Here is a 20,448-nt window from a genome sequence, read left to right as displayed (position 1 = left end):
GATTTAGGTAAAAAACGTCAAGAATTTGAAGCGACCCCCAATGATTGGGGGTCTTTTGATTGTATAAGTTAATTAATGGCGGTCATTTAAATACTCAGGCTCTTTAGGTAGCTGGAAGCAGCAAAATAAGCAGATACACAATACAACCATGACATAGATAAAAAAGGCGTTTTCTGCGCCGCTGGCTTTAAATTGTAGTGCAACAGAGGGAGCTGAGCCGCCAAAAATAGCATTCCCTATCGCATATGAGACCCCAACACCTAACGCTCGTAAATGAGGCGGGAACATTTCAGCTTTTACTAGCCCACTAATAGAAGTGTAAAAACTTAACAGCATCATTAAGAAAATCAGTAATAAGGCGATAATGATAGGAGACTGAGCAAAATAACGCATGCCAATCACCATCACTGGGTAGATAAATAGCAGCATGGATAGCGTGAAGGTAATCATTGCTGCTCGGCGGCCAATTTTATCAGAAATAATGCCGAACACAGGTTGAGACAGCATGAACACAAAGAGTGATACGGTCATAATGTAACCAACCACTTTGCTATCAATACCGATGTTTGTGAGATAGGTCTTTGAGTAAACGGTTATAATATAAAAGCAGAGAGAGCCTGCGGCAGTATAACCAACGACTAAAAAGAAAGATTTCCAATGCTGTTTTAGAAGAGCGATTAAAGAACCTGACTCTTTTGCTTCTGATGCTTCATTACTTAAGGTTTCATCAAGGCGTTTTCGAGCAATTAATGAGACTATCGCTGCAATCCCCCCAATGACAAAAGGAATACGCCAAGCACCATCCTGTAGCTGTTGTTCAGTGAGAAACGCTAATAAAATAACACTGAGCAAGCTTGCTAATAACTGCCCTCCGGATAATGTGACATATTGGAATGAAGCAAAAAAGCCCCGTTGTCCTTTAAGGCCGAGTTCACTCATATAGGTTGCGACGGCACCATATTCGCCACCGACAGATAAGCCTTGCAACAAGCGCACGAGTAGCAATAACAATGGTGCAAACATCCCGACTTGCTCATAAGTTGGCAAGGCGGCAAACAAGAAAGAACTAAACCCCATCAAATAAATGGATGCGACCATCGAACGCTTTCGACCATGGCGATCAGCAATCCGACCAAATAGCCAACTACCAATTGGACGCATAAAGAAACTTGCAGCAAACACCCCCCAGACATAGATAGATTGCGTCAGTGGATCCATATTTTGCGGAGTAAGCGCTTTAGTAAAATAGGCAGCAAAAACAGCGTAGATATAGAAATCAAACCATTCCACTAGGTTACCAGAAGCTGCTCCAACAATTCCTCGAATGCATTTTGATCTTGCATTGGCATCTAGCGTTGCATCCGTTCTTTTTACATTATCTTGAGATATTTCCAATTTATCACCACCGCAATATTAGTTAACAATAATTCAACAAATAGCGGTATTTACTTAGTGAGTCAATATTTGACGGTAATGTAAATTAAATATTGAGATCAATATCCTGTTTTTCATGTCATTTTTAGATAACTAACAACACTAAATGTTTTAACTAACTGAGTGTTTTATATGAGTTTTTTTACTTTTTAGCTTATTTGTTACATGCGCTTTATCTTTATTCGGAATACTCGTAAATAAAAATAATTTCATGCTAAGAATATGCGTAAAAATATCATATTAGACGTCATTTTAAATATAAAAAGTAACGTATTTAGATTAAAAAAATAAATGTATTATCGATGATAGGAGAGGAGTTATTGAATATTCACTGTTCTGTTTCGATATTGCCATTTAATTTTTTATTTTATTGAAACAGCTAATCTGCATACGAAAAATATCATAATATATTGAAATAAATGATTTTTTAAGATGTTTGCATTCAATGTGCCATCAGCCAAATAGAGTTGGTTTATCGAAAACTCAAATAAATACTAATAATTATCATTTTAGTTTATTATTTATTGATAAAGTTTATATTATGTATTTTATCATGATAAATATGAATAATCGGTATTTTTATTAACATTATTAGTTTAATTTTTTTTGTTAATTATTCTTTAACTTAATATAGAGGTTTTGTTTTTAGGTATAATTCACTAAAAATATTATTTGATAAATAAAGCTATCGATATTTAATTCTGATTTCATCTATCAATTTATCATAAAAATTCATCAGTATATACTGCTGTACATATCGGTAATGTTATAAATTATTTCTATTTTCAATAAGTTAGTTTGGTTAATAACGTGAGTTATTAGTCTGTTTATTGATGTAAAACAATCTCTTAATTTGATGGGTTGTTATCATTAAATTATCAAAATCTTATTTTTCACCCATGTGATTAATCGTGTCTATTACTGGCAGTACACACCTTAAATATATTTTATTCCGTTTTGTTGGAAGTTTACTTTTTAACATTTAAAGCAAATTAATTGAGTGAGTTATGTATGGCAAATATAAAAGAGAAAGCATCCGTTTTTGCTCCTCTTACCCGTCGTGGCTTTGTTAAGGCCGGAACTATCACGGGTTTGGCAGCAGCGGCTGGAGGGTTCTCTCTGCCTTTCAGCGCCTCCGCTGCCGCAGAGCAAAAAACAGCGACACCCACCGGAGAAGAGAAAGTAGTTTGGAGTGCATGTACTGTAAACTGTGGAAGCCGTTGCCCATTACGTATGCACGTCGTTGATGGTGAAATTAAATACGTCGAAACCGATAACACGGGTAATGATGTATATGAAGAACTGCATCAAGTACGTGCTTGCTTACGTGGACGCTCAATGCGACGTCGCGTGTATAACCCAGACCGCCTACGCTACCCCATGATGCGTGTTGGTAAACGTGGTGAAGGAAAATTCAAACGTATTAGTTGGGATGAGGCTTTTGATGTTATCGCTAACAACATGAAGCGCTTAATCAATGACTACGGTAACGAATCTATTTACCTAAACTACGGTACAGGTACGTTAGGTGGCACGATGACAAAATCATGGCCACCGGGTGCAACATTAATTGCTCGTTTGATGAATTGCTGTGGCGGTTATTTAAATCACTATGGTGACTATAGTACCGCGCAAATTGCCGCAGGGCTGAACTATACCTATGGCGGCTGGGCTGATGGTAATAGTCCTTCTGATATTGAAAATTCCAAATTGGTCGTGATGTTTGGCAACAACCCGAGTGAGACGCGTATGAGCGGCGGCGGGGTAACCTATTATGTTGAACAAGCTCGCGAAAAATCGAATGCAAAAATGATCATTATCGATCCCCGCTATACCGATACAGGCGCTGGACGTGAGGATGAATGGATCCCGATTCGACCGGGAACAGACGCGGCGTTAGTGAGTGCGCTTGCCTATGTGATGATCAAAGAAAACTTAGTCGATCAGCCATTTCTTGATAAGTACTGTGTGGGCTACGACGAAACGACAATGCCAGCTGGGGCCCCGAAAAATGCACATTATAAAGCCTATATTTTAGGTGACGGCCCCGATGGACAAGCAAAAACGCCTGAATGGGCAGCTCCTATTACAGGTATCCCTGCTGCACGTATCGTGAAACTCGCCCGCGAGATCGGCATGGCGAAGCCTGCTTATATCGTTCAAGGTTGGGGGCCTCAACGTCGCTCTAACGGCGAATTAGCCTCTCGCGCGATCGCCATGCTCGCTATTTTAACCGGTAATATCGGGATTAATGGTGGCAATACTGGTGCTCGGGAAGGGTCGTACAGCATTCCCTTTGTTCGTATGCCGACCTTAACCAATCCAGTCAAAACCAGCATCTCAATGTTTATGTGGACCGATGCCATATTACGTGGCACTGAGATGACAGCGACCCGCGATGGCGTCCGTGGTAAAGATAAGCTTGATGTGCCGATTAAGATGGTGTGGAACTACGCAGGAAACTGCTTAGTGAATCAGCATTCAGAGATTAACCGCACTCATGAAATTTTACAGGATGAATCTAAATGCGAAATGATTGTGGTGATTGATAACCACATGACAGCCTCAGCAAAATATGCGGATATCTTGCTGCCTGATTGTACCGCATCGGAGCAGATGGATTTCTGTATGGATGCCTCGGCGGGCAACATGTCTTACGTTATTTTTGCTGATCAGGCGATTAAACCTCGTTTTGAAAGTCGCAATATCTATGAAATGACGAGCGAAATTGCTAAGCGTATGGGCGTTGGTGAGCAGTTCACCGAGAATCGAACCCAAGAGGAGTGGTTACGTCATTTATACGAACAATCTCGCGAAGCATTGCCTGAATTACCAACATTTGAAGAGTTCCGCGCACAAGGTATTTTCAAAAAACGGGATCCGAAAGGCCATCATGTTGCCTATCGTAACTTCCGTGAAGACCCCGTTGCGAACCCCCTGACGACACCGTCAGGTAAAATTGAGATCTACTCTTCCCAATTAGCTGAATTGCAAAAAACGTGGGAGCTAGACGAGGGAGATGTGATCCACCCATTACCTGTTTATTCACCGGGTTTTGAGCAATATGGCGACCCACTTATGGATAAGTACCCATTACAGTTAACAGGTTTCCACTATAAATCACGTACTCACTCTACTTATGGCAACGTGGATGTTTTGAAAGCCGCCTGCCCACAAGAGTTGTGGATCAACCCACAAGATGCCGCAAAACGGGATCTTAAGCATGGTGATTTAGTCCGCGTTTTTAATGACCGAGGCGAGGTACGTGTGAAAGTGAAAGTCACACCACGTATTGTTCCGGGTGTCGTTGGTTTGGGTGAGGGGGCTTGGTATGACCCAGATGGTAACCGTGTGGATCACGCTGGAAGTATTAACGTGTTAACCACCCAACGCCCATCGCCTTTGGCGAAAGGGAACCCATCACATTCTAATCTTGTTGAAGTTGTTAAAGCTTAAGGATGTCAGTTATGTCAACGCAATATGGTTTTTATATCGACTCAAGTCGTTGCACTGGCTGCAAAACCTGTGAGCTAGCATGCAAAGACTTTAAAAACTTATCTCCGGAAGTTAACTTCCGCCGCATCTATGAATATGCAGGAGGAGATTGGACCGAGCAGGATGGTGTATTTGGGCAGAATATCTTTGCCTATTATCTGTCAATATCTTGTAACCACTGTGATGATCCTGCTTGTACTAAAGTATGCCCAAGTGGCGCGATGCATAAACGTGAAGATGGCTTTGTTGTTGTCGATGAAGAGGTGTGTATCGGTTGCCGTTACTGTAGTATGGCGTGCCCTTACGGTGCTCCACAATTCGATGAAGTGAAGGGGCATATGACAAAATGCGATGGCTGTTATGAGCGAGTGGCAGAAGGTAAAAAACCTATCTGCGTTGAGTCTTGTCCATTACGAGCACTGGATATGGCGCCTATTGAAGAGCTACGTGAAAAATATGGGACTTTAGCGGAAATCGCGCCATTGCCATCGGCAAAATATACGCATCCAAACATTGTCTTAAAATTGAATGCCAATAGCCGTCCTGTCGGAGATACCACTGGGCATCTGGCTAACCCGGAGGAGGTATAATATGGGATCGGGAATTCATGAATGGCCATTGATGTTTTTCACGGTGATAGGCCAAAGCGTGGCGGGTGCTTTTATTTTTATGGCAGCGGTGATACTCAGTGGAAAACTGTCAACAGAGCTTCACCGTAAAGTGCATTACAGCATGTTTGGTTTGTGGCTATTGATGGGGATAGGCTTCCTATTATCCACGACACATATGGGAACACCGTTACGCGCTTTCAACTCATTTAATCGCTTAGGGGCATCATCACTGAGTAATGAGGTAGCGAGTGGGGCGCTGTTTTTTGCCTTGGGCGGTTTTTACTGGCTTCTGGCGGTGCTTAATAAAATGCCAGCGGCACTCGGCAAATTATGGCTATTAGTCGTGATGGTCATGGCAGCAGTCTTTATTGTTGCAACATCTCGCGTTTACCTGATTGATACTGTTCCAACTTGGAATAACAGCTATACCACCCTAAATTTTGTCTTAACGGCATTCCTTGGTGGCCCAATATTAGCTGCACTGTTGTTACGTATCGCTGGGTTTGATTTGCAATGTATTCGCCGTATTCCTGCATTGAGTGTGGTTGCATTACTCGTCAGTGTATGTGTGGCAATCACCCAAGGCTTTGATTTGGCAAGTATAGAAACACCCGTACAAAAAGCGGTCGACCTAGTGCCAGATTATGGAATACTCATGGATATTAAAATCGTTGCCATTGCAATGGGGTTAGGTTGTTGGATAATGCCATTAGTGGCAAAACGTAACCCTTCTGTGATTAATATGGGGATCGGTTTTTTATTCGTGCTCGCAGGTGAAATCGTGGGGCGTGGTGTTTTTTACGGCCTACATATGACCGTTGGTATGGCGGTTAATTAAACTGAGAAGAAGGCTTAGTGATTTACTGCTAAGCCTTTTAAACTATTTGTGGTTAAATCAAGGCAAACAGCCGTTAAGTATCGAATAATAAGCGAATAAAATACACCATGAGTGAACAAACTTTAAATTCTATCTCTTTGACAGCACGCGTACTCGGTGCTGCCTTTTATTATGCACCGAATGATATCCAAGACATTATCGCATTGCTATCAACGCCACAATGGGCGGAAGAGTGGCCGTATGGCTCTGAGGAGCAAAAGCAGGCGATCGCCGATAAAATGGCAATAATACAGACAGATAATGAAACATTGGATGACGCATATCAGCGGCTATTTATAGGCCCATATGCGTTACCAGCACCACCTTGGGGATCTGTTTGGCTCGATAAAGAGAATGTGATTTTTGGTGAATCAACATTGCAACTACGCGAGTGGATGCAACATAACCAGATTGATATTTGTTTAACGCAAAATGAACCAGAAGATCACTTTGGCTTATTATTAATGATGGTCGCATGGGTGGCAGAAAATAACCCTGCCAAACTCAATGAACTGTTGGCTCAACACATATTGCCTTGGGGTGTGCACTATCTTAATAAAATGCAGGCAGATGCTCATTTTTCTTTCTATGTCGGACTTGCGGAACTTGCCCATTTGACGTTAGTGAATTGGCAGCAATCGCTTGATGTGAAAGCGGCTGAAAAGGCGATTTTCTATCGTTAAATATGATTAAATTTGTGGTATAGCCCTGAATGAAAGGGCTATATCAACATAGCGAATACGACCCACCACTACCGCCCCCTCCACTAAAAATTGGTTATTCGTTATACGAATTGAGACAATGACGAGAATACACTGGGTGTGTTATCTCTCGTCATCATCTTATTTAGATAAATTATTTTTTGTAAAGTATAGGGATAATAGCTATTGAGTCGGTTTAGAATAAGCCGGTTTTTTTCTCTGGTCGTTATTATGGGTAGAGTATGCGTAATCAGTCGTGGATATTATTTGTTATTTTCATTTTTTTATTGATCCCAAAATCATTTGCTCTAACACCGCCACAAAGTACAGAAGATTGGCAATTGGCTGATACCCCGCCAACACTCATGCAGATTAAACAGAATGAGACGATTTTTGCGCCTATTGCTGGGGAAATGAAAGCCGTCGCCGAGCTTTATTCTGAACATGGTTTCTATATGTATGAGCCTGCTGGTGATTATCGACCTATGCAGTTTGGTAATGATTATGCTTATGTGAACACAGAAGAAGTATCACCTTTAAAACCACGTTTAAAACCGGAAGACGATAGGTTAAATGACTTAAATAACCCTATCTACAATTATCTGATCACGACACAAAACACATTAGTCTATCGCTCAGCAAAAGCAAACAGCCAGCCAATCGCGATGCTATTTGGTAATTTGCGTTATCCCGTGTTGGATCGGATGATCAAAACAGAAAAAAATGGTGAAAAAACAGCTTGGTTAACCATTCGCTTAGGTGACCGCTTAGGGTATATCAAATCAGATGAGGTTGAGATAGACAAAGGGATACCGGTTCTCACTTATCATCACTTACTCAAAGAAAGTGAGAATAAAAAATTTCAGCATACATCGACGACCACTTCTGTCGAGGCATTTCGCGCCCAAATGGATTACTTGAAGCAGGCGGGTTACCAAACACTGTCATTATCTGATCTTGAGGGATATTTAGATAAATCGGTTAATTTGCCTGCTAAATCGGTGGTGTTGACGTTTGATGATGGCTTGAAATCGGTTTATCGCTACGCGTATCCAATTTTAAAAAATAACCATCAACAGGCCACATTGTTCGTTATTTCTTCGCGTATTAAAAGTGTGCCGCAAAAGTGGTCGGCAGATGGTTTACAATTTATGAGTAAGCAGGAAATTAAAAGTAGCCAAGATGTGTTTAATATTCAGTCACACACGCATTTCTTACATAAGCTAGATGCTCGTAAAAACCCTGTTATTTTTAGTCGCAAAGAGCATACTATCTTCTTAGATTTCCAACGCTCTATGCATGCTTTACAACCATTTACCCGTGAGCAACGTTATTTAGCCTATCCATTTGGTGGTTTTAACCAAACGGCAATGAACGCAGCAAAACAAGCAGGAATGCACCTTGCTGTAACGACTATACAAGGCAAAGTACGCTTAGGGGATAACCCATTGGCATTAAAAAGATTGTATGCACTAAAAACAGATCCTATCGAAAAGTTCGCTCAGATGGTGGGGAACCGCAGTGATAATATCGTCAATAAAAATATTGTGGTTGATAGGTAAGCATAGCGACGAATAATAAAGGAAAGCGAATGCGCTTTCCTTTATGGAATTACGATTAAGAAGCCTGACATGACCATAGCAATCACTAAATAGTATTATTTTAGACTCGGGCTATGATTGAAACGAAGCATAGTTTCTTTAAGTAGTGTCATAATGGTATTTTGCCAAGGCTTAGGCAGTGCTAATGACCAAACTACATCAATATTCCACATAGCCGATGGGCTGTCTTCAATGGGGATAAAAGCCACATCGTGGCGGCTAATATGCCTTGAACTATAAGGAACTAAACTGACTCCCACACCAGCGGCAACCAGTGCGATGATGGTTTGAATATCGCTAGCCTCTTGTACCGGCTCTAATGAGATCCCCTGTTGGCCCAGGAACCGTTCGATTTGATGTGATAGTCCGCTACCTCTTTCTTTACGCAGCGATAAATAAGGGTGCTTTATTAATAGCTGTTTCACGGGGTCATCACTGAGTTGTGATGTCGAAATGGCGAGAGCCAAGGTCTCTTGTTTTAACGGGTGCACTGTAAAATCTGTAGAAAATGCAATTTCAGGACGGCGTAAAAATGCAACCTGTAATTGATGATTTTCTAATTTTTGCGACATGATATCTGACGGCATATCATCAAAGTAAATCGTTGTCTGTTTTAAATGTTCTCGCAAACGCGCAACGAAAAAAGAGGCTTCTTGGAACGTTGATATGCCAAATCCAACATGAATAGATTTCGGGAATTGGGTACTCAATTCGCTTGCTCGGTTCAAAAGTAGCTCAGCTTGAGATAATACTTGTTGCGCAAAAGGGAGCAGCTTACGACCATTTTCAGTCAGTTGTGCACCATGTCGACCTCGTTCAAATAACGTTATTGAGAGCTGTTGCTCTAACAGTTTAATCTGCTTCGTTAGTGCGGGTTGGGTGATACACAATTGGGATGCAGCCGTATGGTAGTTTGCCGTGTCAGCTAAAACAACAAAAGCACGTAATAATCGGGTATCCATTACGCCTCATCAGTAAATTTATCAGTCATGTTAACTTGTAGAGACCCTGAATGGCGTCTCTACAAGTATATTATCCATTTAAGGAAATGTGCTGCTGTTATTTTGAAATTGCGACAGGCTTATCAGCAAATCGCACACTTCGCGCATCACGCTCATAACCCATTGTTTTTGTCAAAATATTATACAACTCAGGGCGACGGCCTGACATCCAGCGGCGACCAGTTGACATTGGAAGTAAGCTTAAGTCTAGCTCGGCGATCACCATATCATTATCAATAGCATCGCTTTCGTTGATAATACGACCATATGGGTCGATGATCATGGCATTACCTGTACGGACTTCATCGTCATCTAAACCAACGCCATTACTGAAAATGTAAAAGACGCCATTATCATGGGCGCGAGCAGGTAACCAACGCATTAACCAGCCACGACCATGTTCCCCTTGAAAGGCTTCTCGTAATGCTTCAGGATCTTTTTCTCGGTTCTCCCATAAAGGAAGAGGAATTGGCTTCATGCTGTATGGGCTACGGGAATGAGTTCCCCCCGTTTGGTGTGGTGCTAAAATAATATCAGCTCCCATTAATGCGGTTGCTCGTGGGTTCTCGACTAAATTATTATCCCAACATATTAAGATCCCTGCTTTCACTCCCCACGGCGTATCAAACACAGTGTAGCTATCGCCTGAATGAATACTTGGATGCTCAAAGGCATGTAATTTCCGATGGGCGTGATACGTGCCATCAGGCATACAAGCAACCCAAGTATTATAGCATTTATCATCTAAGCCTTTTTCAATTAACCCCACGCCAATGATCATATTAAGCTCTTTTGCACGTTGGCGGATAGGTGTTAATGATGGGCTATCATGTAAAGTTTCACTGAGCTGATAGACAGCTTCGCTAGGCAGCTTAGGCACGTGCCAATAACCTGTAATGCACATTTCTGGCAGCACAAGTATTTGCACATCTTGAGATGCGGCCTGATCGATAAATGCATGGATCTGTTTTAGGTTATAAGCCTTATCAGAGGCTTTATGTTGGAATTGTACGGTGGCGACTCGAATTGGTGTCGACATAGGGTATCTCCTCTCTTACGATGAGTAGATAACACCATATAATTTGAGCTAGGTATAATGAGATATTCTCTTATTCGATAACCAATGGTTATTAAATGGCTTCCGCACAAAATAGCGATTTATTTTCCATGATAGTGAAAAATGATCAGCCAATTTTTACTCCAATCTTATTTAGAAGCATAGTATTTCACTCTATAAGACGGCCAAAGCTATTGGATTTTTTGTTGCTTTATCTGTAAAGGCATCGATAAAAAAATATTTCAAAGAACGTTAGCATTAGTGCTAGCTTAAGAATAGATTGTTTTATATCTCTCTATTCTCTCTATCAATTTTTAGGTTTTAAGTCAAACTATCTAATAAACTCAGGATTAACGTTTTTTGAGCTTATTGATGGTTGATAACGAATAGTCTTTTTGTGCTATTTAACGTCAACCAAATATAACTATTACAGTAAATAGAAACATTCAATATTACTTTGTTACACTTAGTAAAAACTATATGTTGTTGATTATAAGGGGTTATATATTTTTTCACAAGAGAGGGTATTAGTAAAAACTACTAATAAGTTTACTTTGTATCAAATGTAACGATTGAAAACCACCTAACCCCTACTAAAGGAAGTTAAAATGCAAATAAGAGCAATAAAGCGGATGTTTAACATATTTTATACTCCTATACCGAGTATGATTTTGCTACTAAATTTTTTACTTGTTCACATAAGATAAAATAAATAAACCACTGGCGATGGTAAAATAATTAGAATCTAAAAAGAATGATTAAATTTGAATTTTTGAATATATTTTATAAATTATTCTTATATTTCAACAATAAAAAAGCATTATTGAGTATAGTTGGTTAATACTCTTAATTCGTTATTAATATTCTATTCTTTTCTATGTTTACAACGGTGGGGGGTAAAGTGAATTAATGTTAAATATCATCCGTTTAAAATAGATTTATTATTTGGGGAGGATAATAAAAACATAATAAAATATGAATAGGTTTATTGAGGCATTATTCTTTTTTTTAATAGATGTTTTTGATAGGTTTTGTCTAATTTGATTGATCGTATCGATCGTTACAAACAGTTTTACTTTCGAGCAATGCGTTCTATAATCACTCCAAATTAGACCTTTACGATTATCTCTATTTCTTAAGTAGGGATAAATTAAAATAATAATAATAAACAAATGAGCTTTTATTGCTTTATCCATGTCATTATTGACTATTTTAAATTAGGTCAGGTCTTAATAAATGAAAAATGTAAACCAGATCGTTGGTAAAGAAATTCGCAAAAGAAGAAAAGAATTAGGGCTTTCAGGTGCTGAACTTGCTGGATTAGTTGGTATCAGTCAACAGCAAGTTTCACGCTATGAAAGGGGTGAATGTAATATTACATTAGATAATCTTCTTAGTTTGGCTAAAGCACTTGAAACCGATTTGATCTGTTTTTTTAACGATGAAATCTTTTCAATAGAAGGTCGTGTTGAATTAATAAATGACAATGAAATTAAAAATAACCTTGTGAATCATATGGTAGTTAATCATTATCTATAAACTTCATATTACTACTTCATAGCCTTCCTCAGCCACAACATAATAATAAATTTCTGCCTAACGATTTTTATCGTTAGGGAGTTTATGTACGTTAGTCTTTTGTCTTAAATAGGAAAATGAAATGAAATTTGTTAAAACCATATTAGCTACAACTATTGTTGCTTCATGTGCTACTGGAGTTGCAAATGCAGCTATTGACCAAGGAAGTGGTGTCATTAACTTTACAGGTAAAGTCATTAATGCACCGTGCAGTTTACCTGGCGATGGAACAGTTAATGTCGATTTAGGTCAAGTCGCGAATAAAGTATTAGAAACGGGCAATAAATTTAGCCAAAGCGTTCAGTACACTATTGCATTAGAGAATTGTGATCTGGCTGCGGTGACGGGTGCAGACGACAAAGTGCTTTTCCCTGCGGTCAGTAAAGTGAAAGTGACATTCTCTGGTACTCCAGATACCACGAAAAAGGATTTATTGGCTAACACGGGAACATCGAAAGGTGTTGGCGTTCGCCTAATTAACGCAGACGGTGCAGTCATGAAAGTTGGGGATACCAGCGTTGAAATGCCACTGGTGAATGGTGCGAATAAATTAACATTTAGCGCACGCGTTGAAGCAAATGGTAATAAGGTAGAAACAGGTAGTATTATTTCTCAAGCAACTTACGCCTTAAATTACCTATAAATTTTCACATTATACTTAAAGTTATTTTATTATTTATTAAGAATGTAATGGCTTAATGAGTTTTATTACTCTTGATAGTGGTAAAAGCTATTCCGTTTGTTATTTAGATAAAATGTGAATTATTTTGAGTACATATCAGTAACAGGCATTTATTTGCCTGTTGCTTTTCCCCTTGTTTTGATTAGTTTATCTATTTGACTGGGATTATCATGTTTTTGTCGCTTCAACCAAATATGAATAAATTATTATTCTCTATTTTTCTTACACTGTCGGTATCAAGTGTATCTAATGCAATAGAGTTTAATATGAATATTATTGATGCAAAAGATAGAGACAACATCGATCTCAGTCAATTTTCCAATCCAGATTTTGTACCTGCAGGTGAATATCTTACAGACATTACATTAAATGGTCGTAAGTTATCGGGACAATATTTCATTAAGTTTATTGAAGTTAATAAAGACACTTCAGCACTCTGTATTACGCCTGAAATGATAGAGCTTTTTTCCTTAAAAACGAGCATTAGGAATAAAATATTACAGGATAAGCGTAATCAGTGTATTGAATTGCCTAAATCAATGAACATAAATTATGTTTTCGATAAAGCAAACCAAAATATTCTATTTTCAATCCCTCAAGCTTGGTTGGAATATGATGACCCTTACTGGGTGCCACCATCGCAATGGGATAATGGAATTGCAGGTTTATTAATAGACTACAATCTATTTACTAACTATTCTGCGCCAAAAAATAGCAATGAAACCTTTAGCGCCAGTAGCAACGGAACAACGGGGGGGAATTTAGGTGCGTGGCGTTTCCGTGCTGACTATCAATATCAATATAATCGCTCACAAGGTAAAACAAACCAACGATTTGATTGGACGCAATTTTATGCCTTTAGAGCCTTCCCTGAATTAGGGGCAAAAATTTTATTAGGAGAGTCATATTTAAGAACGGAGCTCTTTGACAGTTTTCGTTTTGTTGGCGCGTCGATTTTTAGTGATACTCGCATGTTACCCCCTTCGATGCGTGGTTATGCGCCACAAATTTCAGGAATTGCCAAAACGAATGCAATGGTCACTATTACTCAAAATGGGCGTGTGATTAAACAAGCTCGTGTTGCACCAGGGCCTTTTAATATTCAGGACATCACCGAGGCGGTACAAGGTACGTTAGATGTCACCATTCAAGAGGAAGATGGCAGCCAAACACAGTATCAAGTCACCGCGGCATCGCTGCCTTTTTTAACGCGGCAGGGGCAATTTTTATATAAGCTTTCAGTGGGGGAATCTAGCCCATTTGGCCGTTCACAACGTACTAAACCGCGGTTTATTGCAGGTGAAGCCTCTTATGGCCTTTTTAGTCGTACATCCTTATTCGGGGGAGTGATTGCCACGCTTAATAACAACGAATATCAAGCCATTAACGTTGGTATTGGGCAAAACATGAACCAGTTCGGCGCTCTTTCATTTGATATTACACGCGCTAAGGCGAAGTTAAATAATTTGGGGACTTATTCAGGAAATAGCTACCGCTTAAATTATTCTAAACGATTTGAATCCACTAACTCACAGATCACCTTTGCGGGTTATAAGTTCTCGGATAAAGCATTTTTAACTATGCCGCAATACATCGATGCTGCAAACGGCATGTTGGATTTTAGGCGAGATAAAAATGTGTATACCGCATCCTTTAACCAATATATCAGTTTATTGGATGCCACCTTATATCTTAATGCGTCTCACCACCAATTTTGGAATAGTGAATCAACCACGACATTTGGCATGAGTCTGAGCAAAATATTTAACCTTGGTAATATCAGAAATATGTCAGCAACATTGTCATTAAATAAAATAAAGTACCAAGAAACGGATGATAACCAAGCGTATTTATCACTCTCTATTCCGCTAGAAAGTGGCGCCTCTATCAGTTATGACCTGCAATATGCGAATGATGGCAAAGAGTTAAATCAATCAGTCGCGTATTACAGTGAAAACATTAACAACAACTATTGGAGTTTACGTGCTGGGGGCGATAAACGTCAACTTGGCCGAATGGAGCCTAGTATCAGTGGTAGTTATCAGTACTCATCGGCTTATGGTGTATTAAATCTCAATGCGACTGAAAATGTGAATGCTTATCGAGCCTTCGGCGGAAGTTGGTACGGCTCCATGACGGCCACGAAATATGGTGCGGCGCTTCATCGTAATGGTACTAGTAATGAACCTCGGGTAGTCATTGATAGTGGTGATGTTGCAGGAATTTCTATTGATAATGGCCAGTCAGTGACTAATCGCTTTGGTATCGGTGTCGCGACTAATTTAAATAGTTTCTCTAATTCAGATGTGTATATCGATATGAATACGTTACCTGATGATGTTGATGTCAACGACAACATTATTGGTAAGACTTTGACGGAGGGCGCGATAGGTTATCAAACCATTCGAGCCAATCAGGGAAAACGTATATTAGCCATTATTCGTATGGGAAATGGGAAATATCCGCCATTAGGCACCAGTGTTATAGAAGCCAACTCAGGGAGAGAGGTCGGCATTATTGCTGATAATGGGATTGTGTATTTAACAGGGATTACTCCTACTGAGAAATATACCGTTAAGTGGGCGGGTGGAAATGAACAATGCCAATTAAGTTTTACCAATTTTTCTGGAAAAGAACAAAGTAAAGTTTTGATCCCCTGCCTTTAAAGGAAATTGTTATGAATAAATTATATAAAGGCACTGTTTGCCTTTCATTCGTGTTTATCAGTGTGCAAACCGCATTTGCTGCAATCAATATCGATCGCACACGGATCATTTTTCCCGGTCAGGATAAATCAGTCAGTTTAGTTATTAATAACCAAAGTAAAACATTACCTTATCTTGCTCAGTCATGGATGGAAGATGATAAGGGAAATAAGATTGCAGAGCCTTTTACGGTGCTGCCTCCGATGCAGCGAGTTGAGCCAAATACGAAAAACCAAATAAAAATTATTAAGACGGAGGCAATAGATAAATTGCCCCAAGACAGAGAATCGCTATTTTATCTGAATGTCCGAGAGATCCCGCCAGTTTCAAATAAAGAAAACGTGGTGCAAATTGCAATTCAAAGTCGCTTAAAAATGTTCTATCGACCAGCTCAAATTGAAAATAATAGCGATAAAGTTTGGGCGAAAGAATTGAAATATACTCATTCCGGTAACCGTTTATTGATTGAAAACCCAACTAAATATTATGTGACTTTGGGGTATTTAAGTAGCAACACGACCAATAATTTTCCTGATTTTGAAAGCGTTATGATTGCTCCAATGTCAAAGGAAAGTGTCACAGTTCCTACAACGCCATTTAAGCAATTATATACAGGTTATATGGATGATTATGGTGGTATGAAAATGTTGACTTACCAATGTGCTGCGTCTGTTTGTCAGTTGGCTAACGAAAGTAAATAGGTGCTGGCAATGAGAAATTGTTATATATCAATAAGCCTTTGTATTTCTTTGCTGCTAAGTAGCTGGGTTTATGCCGATAGCAGCATGATGAAGGGCGATCTTAATTTTACGGGGCAAGTCATTTCATTGCCTTGTAAGATCAGTTTTTCTTCATTGGATCAAAATATTGATTTAGGACCAATTTCTCTGAATTTCTTTAATGAAATAGGGGATAGAAGCCCTAAGCAAGAGATCAAGTTAAAATTTGATGATTGCATTTTTCCCTCTTTTAATCGTGATGATAGAAAACCGGTTGTTCGGCTAATGTTTATTTCTGAGCCAACAAAAAGCTCAGACCGTGATTTATTTGGCGGCAAGACGATATTAGAAGGATATGGCATCCGATTAATGGATAAAAATGGCAATATTGTACCTAATGGAGAATATCGCAATTACTCTATTTATTTCGATGATAATCAGCAAATTACACTTTACTCAATGTTAGAAAGCTACCTTCCTCGGAAAGACTTAACCATAGGTAATATCAAAGCACAAATTATGTTGAGCATTGCCTATCTTTAATAAGGTGTATAACTCATGATACACAGATTTATTAAGCACAGTGGATTATCGCTTTTATTGTTATTGGTATTTTTTAGCACAAAAGCATTTGCATTAGATTGCGTGGAATATGGTACAGGTGATGTTATTAAACCTCCGGTTCCTGTTGGACAATTAGCCATTCCAGCAGATACACCAGCAAATACTATTATCTGGCAATCAGACCCAATGACGGTGACCGTTTATTGCAATAACGTATTAGGTAACGCGGTTGACGTTGTTCATATGTATTTTAACCCGACCTCCCAAAAGATTGGTGCAGGGCTATTGTTGGGGGCGAATTACAAGGGGGAACAGTTAGAAAGAAATCAGCAGCGTGTCAATTTAGGCACAAATCCTATTCGTAAAGGCCAAAGTGTGACGGTCACTGTGACTTTCACCCTGTATATTAAAGTGACGGGGGTCGTTCCACCATCGGGGAATTATAATGGGGATAACCAATTTACGGTTTTCCAATTTGATGGCAGTGGGGGGATTAATACTACGCCTGGAGCTAAAAACCTAAGATATTCAATTTCAGGATTACGTGGGATCCGTTTTTTGAAATGCGGAGCCGATATTAAAGTGTTTCCAGAATCACAACAAATTGATTTTGGGCAATTAATGGTAACGGATCTTAACCAAGGGAAAGAATTTAAAAAACAATTCCAAGTACAAGCGGTGAAAAGAGGTTGTTTAGATAATTTCTCAATGAATATTAATTTTGAAACGACTGAACAGCTTAATGGAGAATATGCGATTGACTTGAAAAATGGTACAAACTTAACGCTCTTTGACGATAAAAATAATCGAATGAAGTTCAACTATTTCCAGTTTTTCGGTACGTTAGCGACAGGCAGCACTTCAGTAACACGTAATTATACAGCATCAATTAAAAAAGTTGCGCCAACAGTAAATACGGGGAAATTTAATGCCTCAACAGTTGTACGAATAAATTATTATTAGCGACGATACCTGTTTATTTATCGCATCAAAAACGGCGACCATAGAGTAGGTCGCCGTTATTTTTTTGATTATTTAATACACTTTTTACATGTTTGGTCTTGTACCTGTTCGAAGAAATTATTGCCTTTATCATCAACTAAAATAAAGGCTGGCAATCCTTCAACTTCCATTTTCCAGACGGCTTCCATTCCCAATTCAGGGTATTCAAGGCAACTTAAACTTTTTACATACTCTTGCGCTAAAATTGCTGCTGAACCACCAATACTGCCTAAATAGAATCCTCCGTATTTTTTGCAAGCATCAGTAACCACTTGGGTGCGATTACCTTTTGCCAGCATGAGCATGCTACCACCGTGGGATTGGAATAAATCAACATACGGATCCATGCGATTCGCCGTTGTGGGGCCTAAAGAGCCAGAAACTTTACTTTCTGGTTTTTTAGCAGGACCCGCGTAATAAACCATATGATCTTTAAAATATTGTGGTAGTTCCTCACCCTTATCTAAGCGCTCTTTCAGTTTCATATGGGCAATGTCACGAGCAATAATGAGTGGGCCGCTGAGTGAAACACGGGTTGAAACAGGGTGCTTACTGAGCTCTGCTAAGATAGCTTTCATCGGTTGATTGAGGTCGATGTGAACCACTTTAGCTTCATTATGTTGGCGTAAAGATTCAGGGATATATTGGGCTGGGTTCTGCTCCATTTTTTCAATCCATAAACCCTGTTTATTGATTTTGGCTTTGATATTACGGTCAGAAGAACATGAAATGGCCAAGCCAATTGGGCAGGAGCCTCCATGACGAGGTAAGCGTATGACTCTGACATCATGCGCAAAATATTTACCACCAAATTGTGCACCAAAACCAAAATGACGAGTTGCTTCAAGTAGGGTGTTTTCTAATTCAATGTCTCGAAATGCTTGGCCGTGTTCATTACCGGATGTAGGCAGATTGTCATAATATTTCGTTGAAGCAAGCTTGGCTGCTTTTAATGTTGCTTCTGCTGAAGTACCACCAATCACAAAGGCGATATGGTATGGAGGGCAAGCAGTGGTTCCTAATGCCTTCATTTTTTCGATAAGAAATGCTGTTAACTTGTTTGGTTCTAAAATCGTTTTGGTTTCTTGAAATAGTGCCGATTTATTGGCTGATCCTGCGCCTTTATTAACAAACAAGAAATGGTATTCATCCCCCTCGGTAGCAAAAATATCAATTTGAGCAGGTAAGTTAGTACCTGTATTGACTTCTGTATACATATCTAAGGCGGCATTTTGTGAAAAGCGTAAGTTTTCTTGGCGGAAAACATGATAAACACCACGAGATAATAGCTCGGCATCATTACAGTCAGTCCAAACCTGTTGGCCTTTTTTAGCAACAATCGTCGTTGTGCCAGTATCTTGGCAGTTTGGCAAAATACCTTTCGCTGAGATTTCAGCGTTACGTAAGAGTTGTAAAGCCACGTATTTGTCATTTTCACTCGCTTCAGGATCAGACAAGATGGCGGCAACTTGTTTTTGGTGTGCAGTTCTTAGGAAAAATTGAGAATCATGAATAGCCTGTTGGGCAAGCACGGTTAATGCCTCTGGCTCAATTTTTAATATATCCTTACCTGCGAAGGATTCTACAGAAACATATTTATCCGTTAATTGGTAATATTCAGTCTTATCCTCAGATAAAGGATAAAGGGGTTGGTAGAAAAACTCTTTATTAGGCATGTTGTTCACTCACATATCAATTCAATGGAATATCGTTAATAGATTCAGTGAGGGCATATTTATTTTTATAGATGCACTTTAAAGCGGCCCTCAGCGTTATATAAATTGTTAAAGACCAAAATAAGCACACATTAGAAATAATAAATATCGCGTGTCTATCTTGATAAGATGATTATATTCAACGAGATGTGGTGAATAATATGATTTCGATTAATATTATCGATATTACATTTGATTTAAGTTAGAAACTTGCCGAAGGTCACAGAATAATAAACATCGGTTTATTTTGGTTATATGTGATGAATATTATCGGCTATCTATTTTTGACATTCAGTTGTAAAAATGGCATGAGAATATGACCAAATCGATATCAGTTTTATTTTTAATGTTTGGATGTTTTCGATTGTTCTAGCCTATATTTTATTGAACTATAACAAATACTTTGTTGCTTTCTGTTATGAACAATGAAAAGCTAACTTAAGTGTGGCTTTATGTTGTTTTACAATGGCTTATTGCTTAGTGTAACTATGGTTAAGTGGCTTGTTTTTATGACAAAGGGAATTCTTTCATTGCGTTTTCATAATGAAATGCAAACAAAGTACTGAAAATGGCTTTCAATTTACACAAACAGTGTTTATCATGCACCACTTAATGAAATTTAAATGGCGCTACTGGTTTTGGGCTTTGCTGGGGAAGTATGAAGAGTAAATCTCCGATAAGCTTACACAGTCTTTAACGGTAGCGG

Annotated in this window: 15 protein-coding genes; 11 read left to right on the top strand and 4 right to left on the bottom strand. The window is 39.1% G+C overall.

Features of this window, described 5'->3' with window-relative positions; translation table 11 throughout:
• Positions 1–72: 72 nt before the first annotated feature.
• Positions 73–1,395, bottom strand: a complete 1,323-nt coding sequence (locus I3B46_RS19145) for an MFS transporter (protein ID WP_004917375.1) — start codon at positions 1,393–1,395, stop codon at positions 73–75.
• 1,050 nt (positions 1,396–2,445) lie between these two features.
• Here I3B46_RS19145 and dmsA point away from each other — a divergent pair.
• The 5 genes from dmsA to I3B46_RS19120 all read left to right on the top strand — a co-directional run bounded on the left by dmsA (position 2,446) and on the right by I3B46_RS19120 (position 8,680).
• A complete protein-coding gene (dmsA, locus tag I3B46_RS19140) occupies positions 2,446–4,890 on the top strand; it encodes a dimethylsulfoxide reductase subunit A (protein ID WP_036942829.1) in 2,445 nt (814 codons plus the stop codon).
• 11 nt (positions 4,891–4,901) lie between these two features.
• On the top strand, positions 4,902–5,519 hold the full coding sequence (locus tag I3B46_RS19135; protein WP_014657404.1) for a DMSO/selenate family reductase complex B subunit: 618 nt from the start codon (positions 4,902–4,904) through the stop codon (positions 5,517–5,519).
• 1 nt (position 5,520) lies between these two features.
• A complete protein-coding gene (locus I3B46_RS19130; protein WP_004917367.1) occupies positions 5,521–6,378 on the top strand; it encodes a DmsC/YnfH family molybdoenzyme membrane anchor subunit in 858 nt (285 codons plus the stop codon).
• A 107-nt stretch (positions 6,379–6,485) separates the two neighbouring features.
• Positions 6,486–7,100: a Tat proofreading chaperone DmsD gene (gene dmsD / locus I3B46_RS19125; protein ID WP_040132488.1), complete on the top strand. Its 615-nt coding sequence runs from the start codon at positions 6,486–6,488 to the stop codon at positions 7,098–7,100.
• A 260-nt stretch (positions 7,101–7,360) separates the two neighbouring features.
• The gene (locus I3B46_RS19120; RefSeq protein ID WP_004917363.1) at positions 7,361–8,680 is read left to right on the top strand and encodes a polysaccharide deacetylase family protein; all 1,320 of its coding nucleotides are present in this window, start codon (positions 7,361–7,363) and stop codon (positions 8,678–8,680) included.
• Between the two features lie 95 nt (positions 8,681–8,775).
• Here the strand turns inward: I3B46_RS19120 and I3B46_RS19115 are convergent, their stop codons facing one another.
• Positions 8,776–9,681 (bottom strand): LysR family transcriptional regulator, encoded by a 906-nt coding sequence (locus I3B46_RS19115; protein ID WP_004917362.1) that lies wholly within the window; start codon positions 9,679–9,681, stop codon positions 8,776–8,778.
• A 97-nt stretch (positions 9,682–9,778) separates the two neighbouring features.
• Positions 9,779–10,759 carry a nitrilase family protein gene (locus tag I3B46_RS19110; RefSeq protein WP_004917359.1) on the bottom strand — a complete coding sequence of 327 codons (981 nt, stop codon included), beginning with the start codon at positions 10,757–10,759 and terminating at the stop codon, positions 9,779–9,781.
• 1,254 nt (positions 10,760–12,013) lie between these two features.
• Between I3B46_RS19110 and I3B46_RS19105 the strand changes: the two genes are divergently transcribed.
• The 6 genes from I3B46_RS19105 (at position 12,014) to I3B46_RS19080 (ending at position 17,988) form a co-directional block, all read left to right on the top strand.
• Positions 12,014–12,316, top strand: coding sequence for a helix-turn-helix domain-containing protein (locus tag I3B46_RS19105; RefSeq protein ID WP_004917356.1), 303 nt, complete (start codon positions 12,014–12,016; stop codon positions 12,314–12,316).
• Between the two features lie 121 nt (positions 12,317–12,437).
• Entirely contained in the window at positions 12,438–12,998 is a 561-nt protein-coding gene (locus I3B46_RS19100; RefSeq protein ID WP_004917353.1) for a fimbrial protein, read from the top strand.
• Between the two features lie 305 nt (positions 12,999–13,303).
• Positions 13,304–15,703, top strand: coding sequence for a fimbria/pilus outer membrane usher protein (locus I3B46_RS19095; protein ID WP_231405883.1), 2,400 nt, complete (start codon positions 13,304–13,306; stop codon positions 15,701–15,703).
• A gap of 11 nt (positions 15,704–15,714) precedes the next feature.
• On the top strand, positions 15,715–16,443 hold the full coding sequence (locus tag I3B46_RS19090) for a fimbrial biogenesis chaperone (protein ID WP_004917351.1): 729 nt from the start codon (positions 15,715–15,717) through the stop codon (positions 16,441–16,443).
• A 9-nt stretch (positions 16,444–16,452) separates the two neighbouring features.
• Positions 16,453–17,004, top strand: a complete 552-nt coding sequence (locus I3B46_RS19085) for a fimbrial protein (protein WP_014657408.1) — start codon at positions 16,453–16,455, stop codon at positions 17,002–17,004.
• A gap of 15 nt (positions 17,005–17,019) precedes the next feature.
• Complete coding sequence (locus I3B46_RS19080; RefSeq protein ID WP_004917347.1) at positions 17,020–17,988, top strand: fimbrial protein; 969 nt, start codon at positions 17,020–17,022, stop codon at positions 17,986–17,988.
• Positions 17,989–18,056: 68 nt separating this feature from the next.
• Here I3B46_RS19080 and I3B46_RS19075 read toward each other — a convergent pair whose 3' ends face one another.
• Complete coding sequence (locus I3B46_RS19075) at positions 18,057–19,703, bottom strand: fumarate hydratase (RefSeq protein WP_004917343.1); 1,647 nt, start codon at positions 19,701–19,703, stop codon at positions 18,057–18,059.
• Positions 19,704–20,448: the final 745 nt, after the last annotated feature.

Origin of the sequence: Providencia sp. 2.29 (assembly GCF_015832305.1) — a bacterium.
GTDB classification, from domain to species: Bacteria; Pseudomonadota; Gammaproteobacteria; order Enterobacterales; family Enterobacteriaceae; genus Providencia; species Providencia stuartii.
Note: the sequence above shows the minus strand (reverse complement) of the source record. Positions and strands in the feature narration are given on the sequence as shown.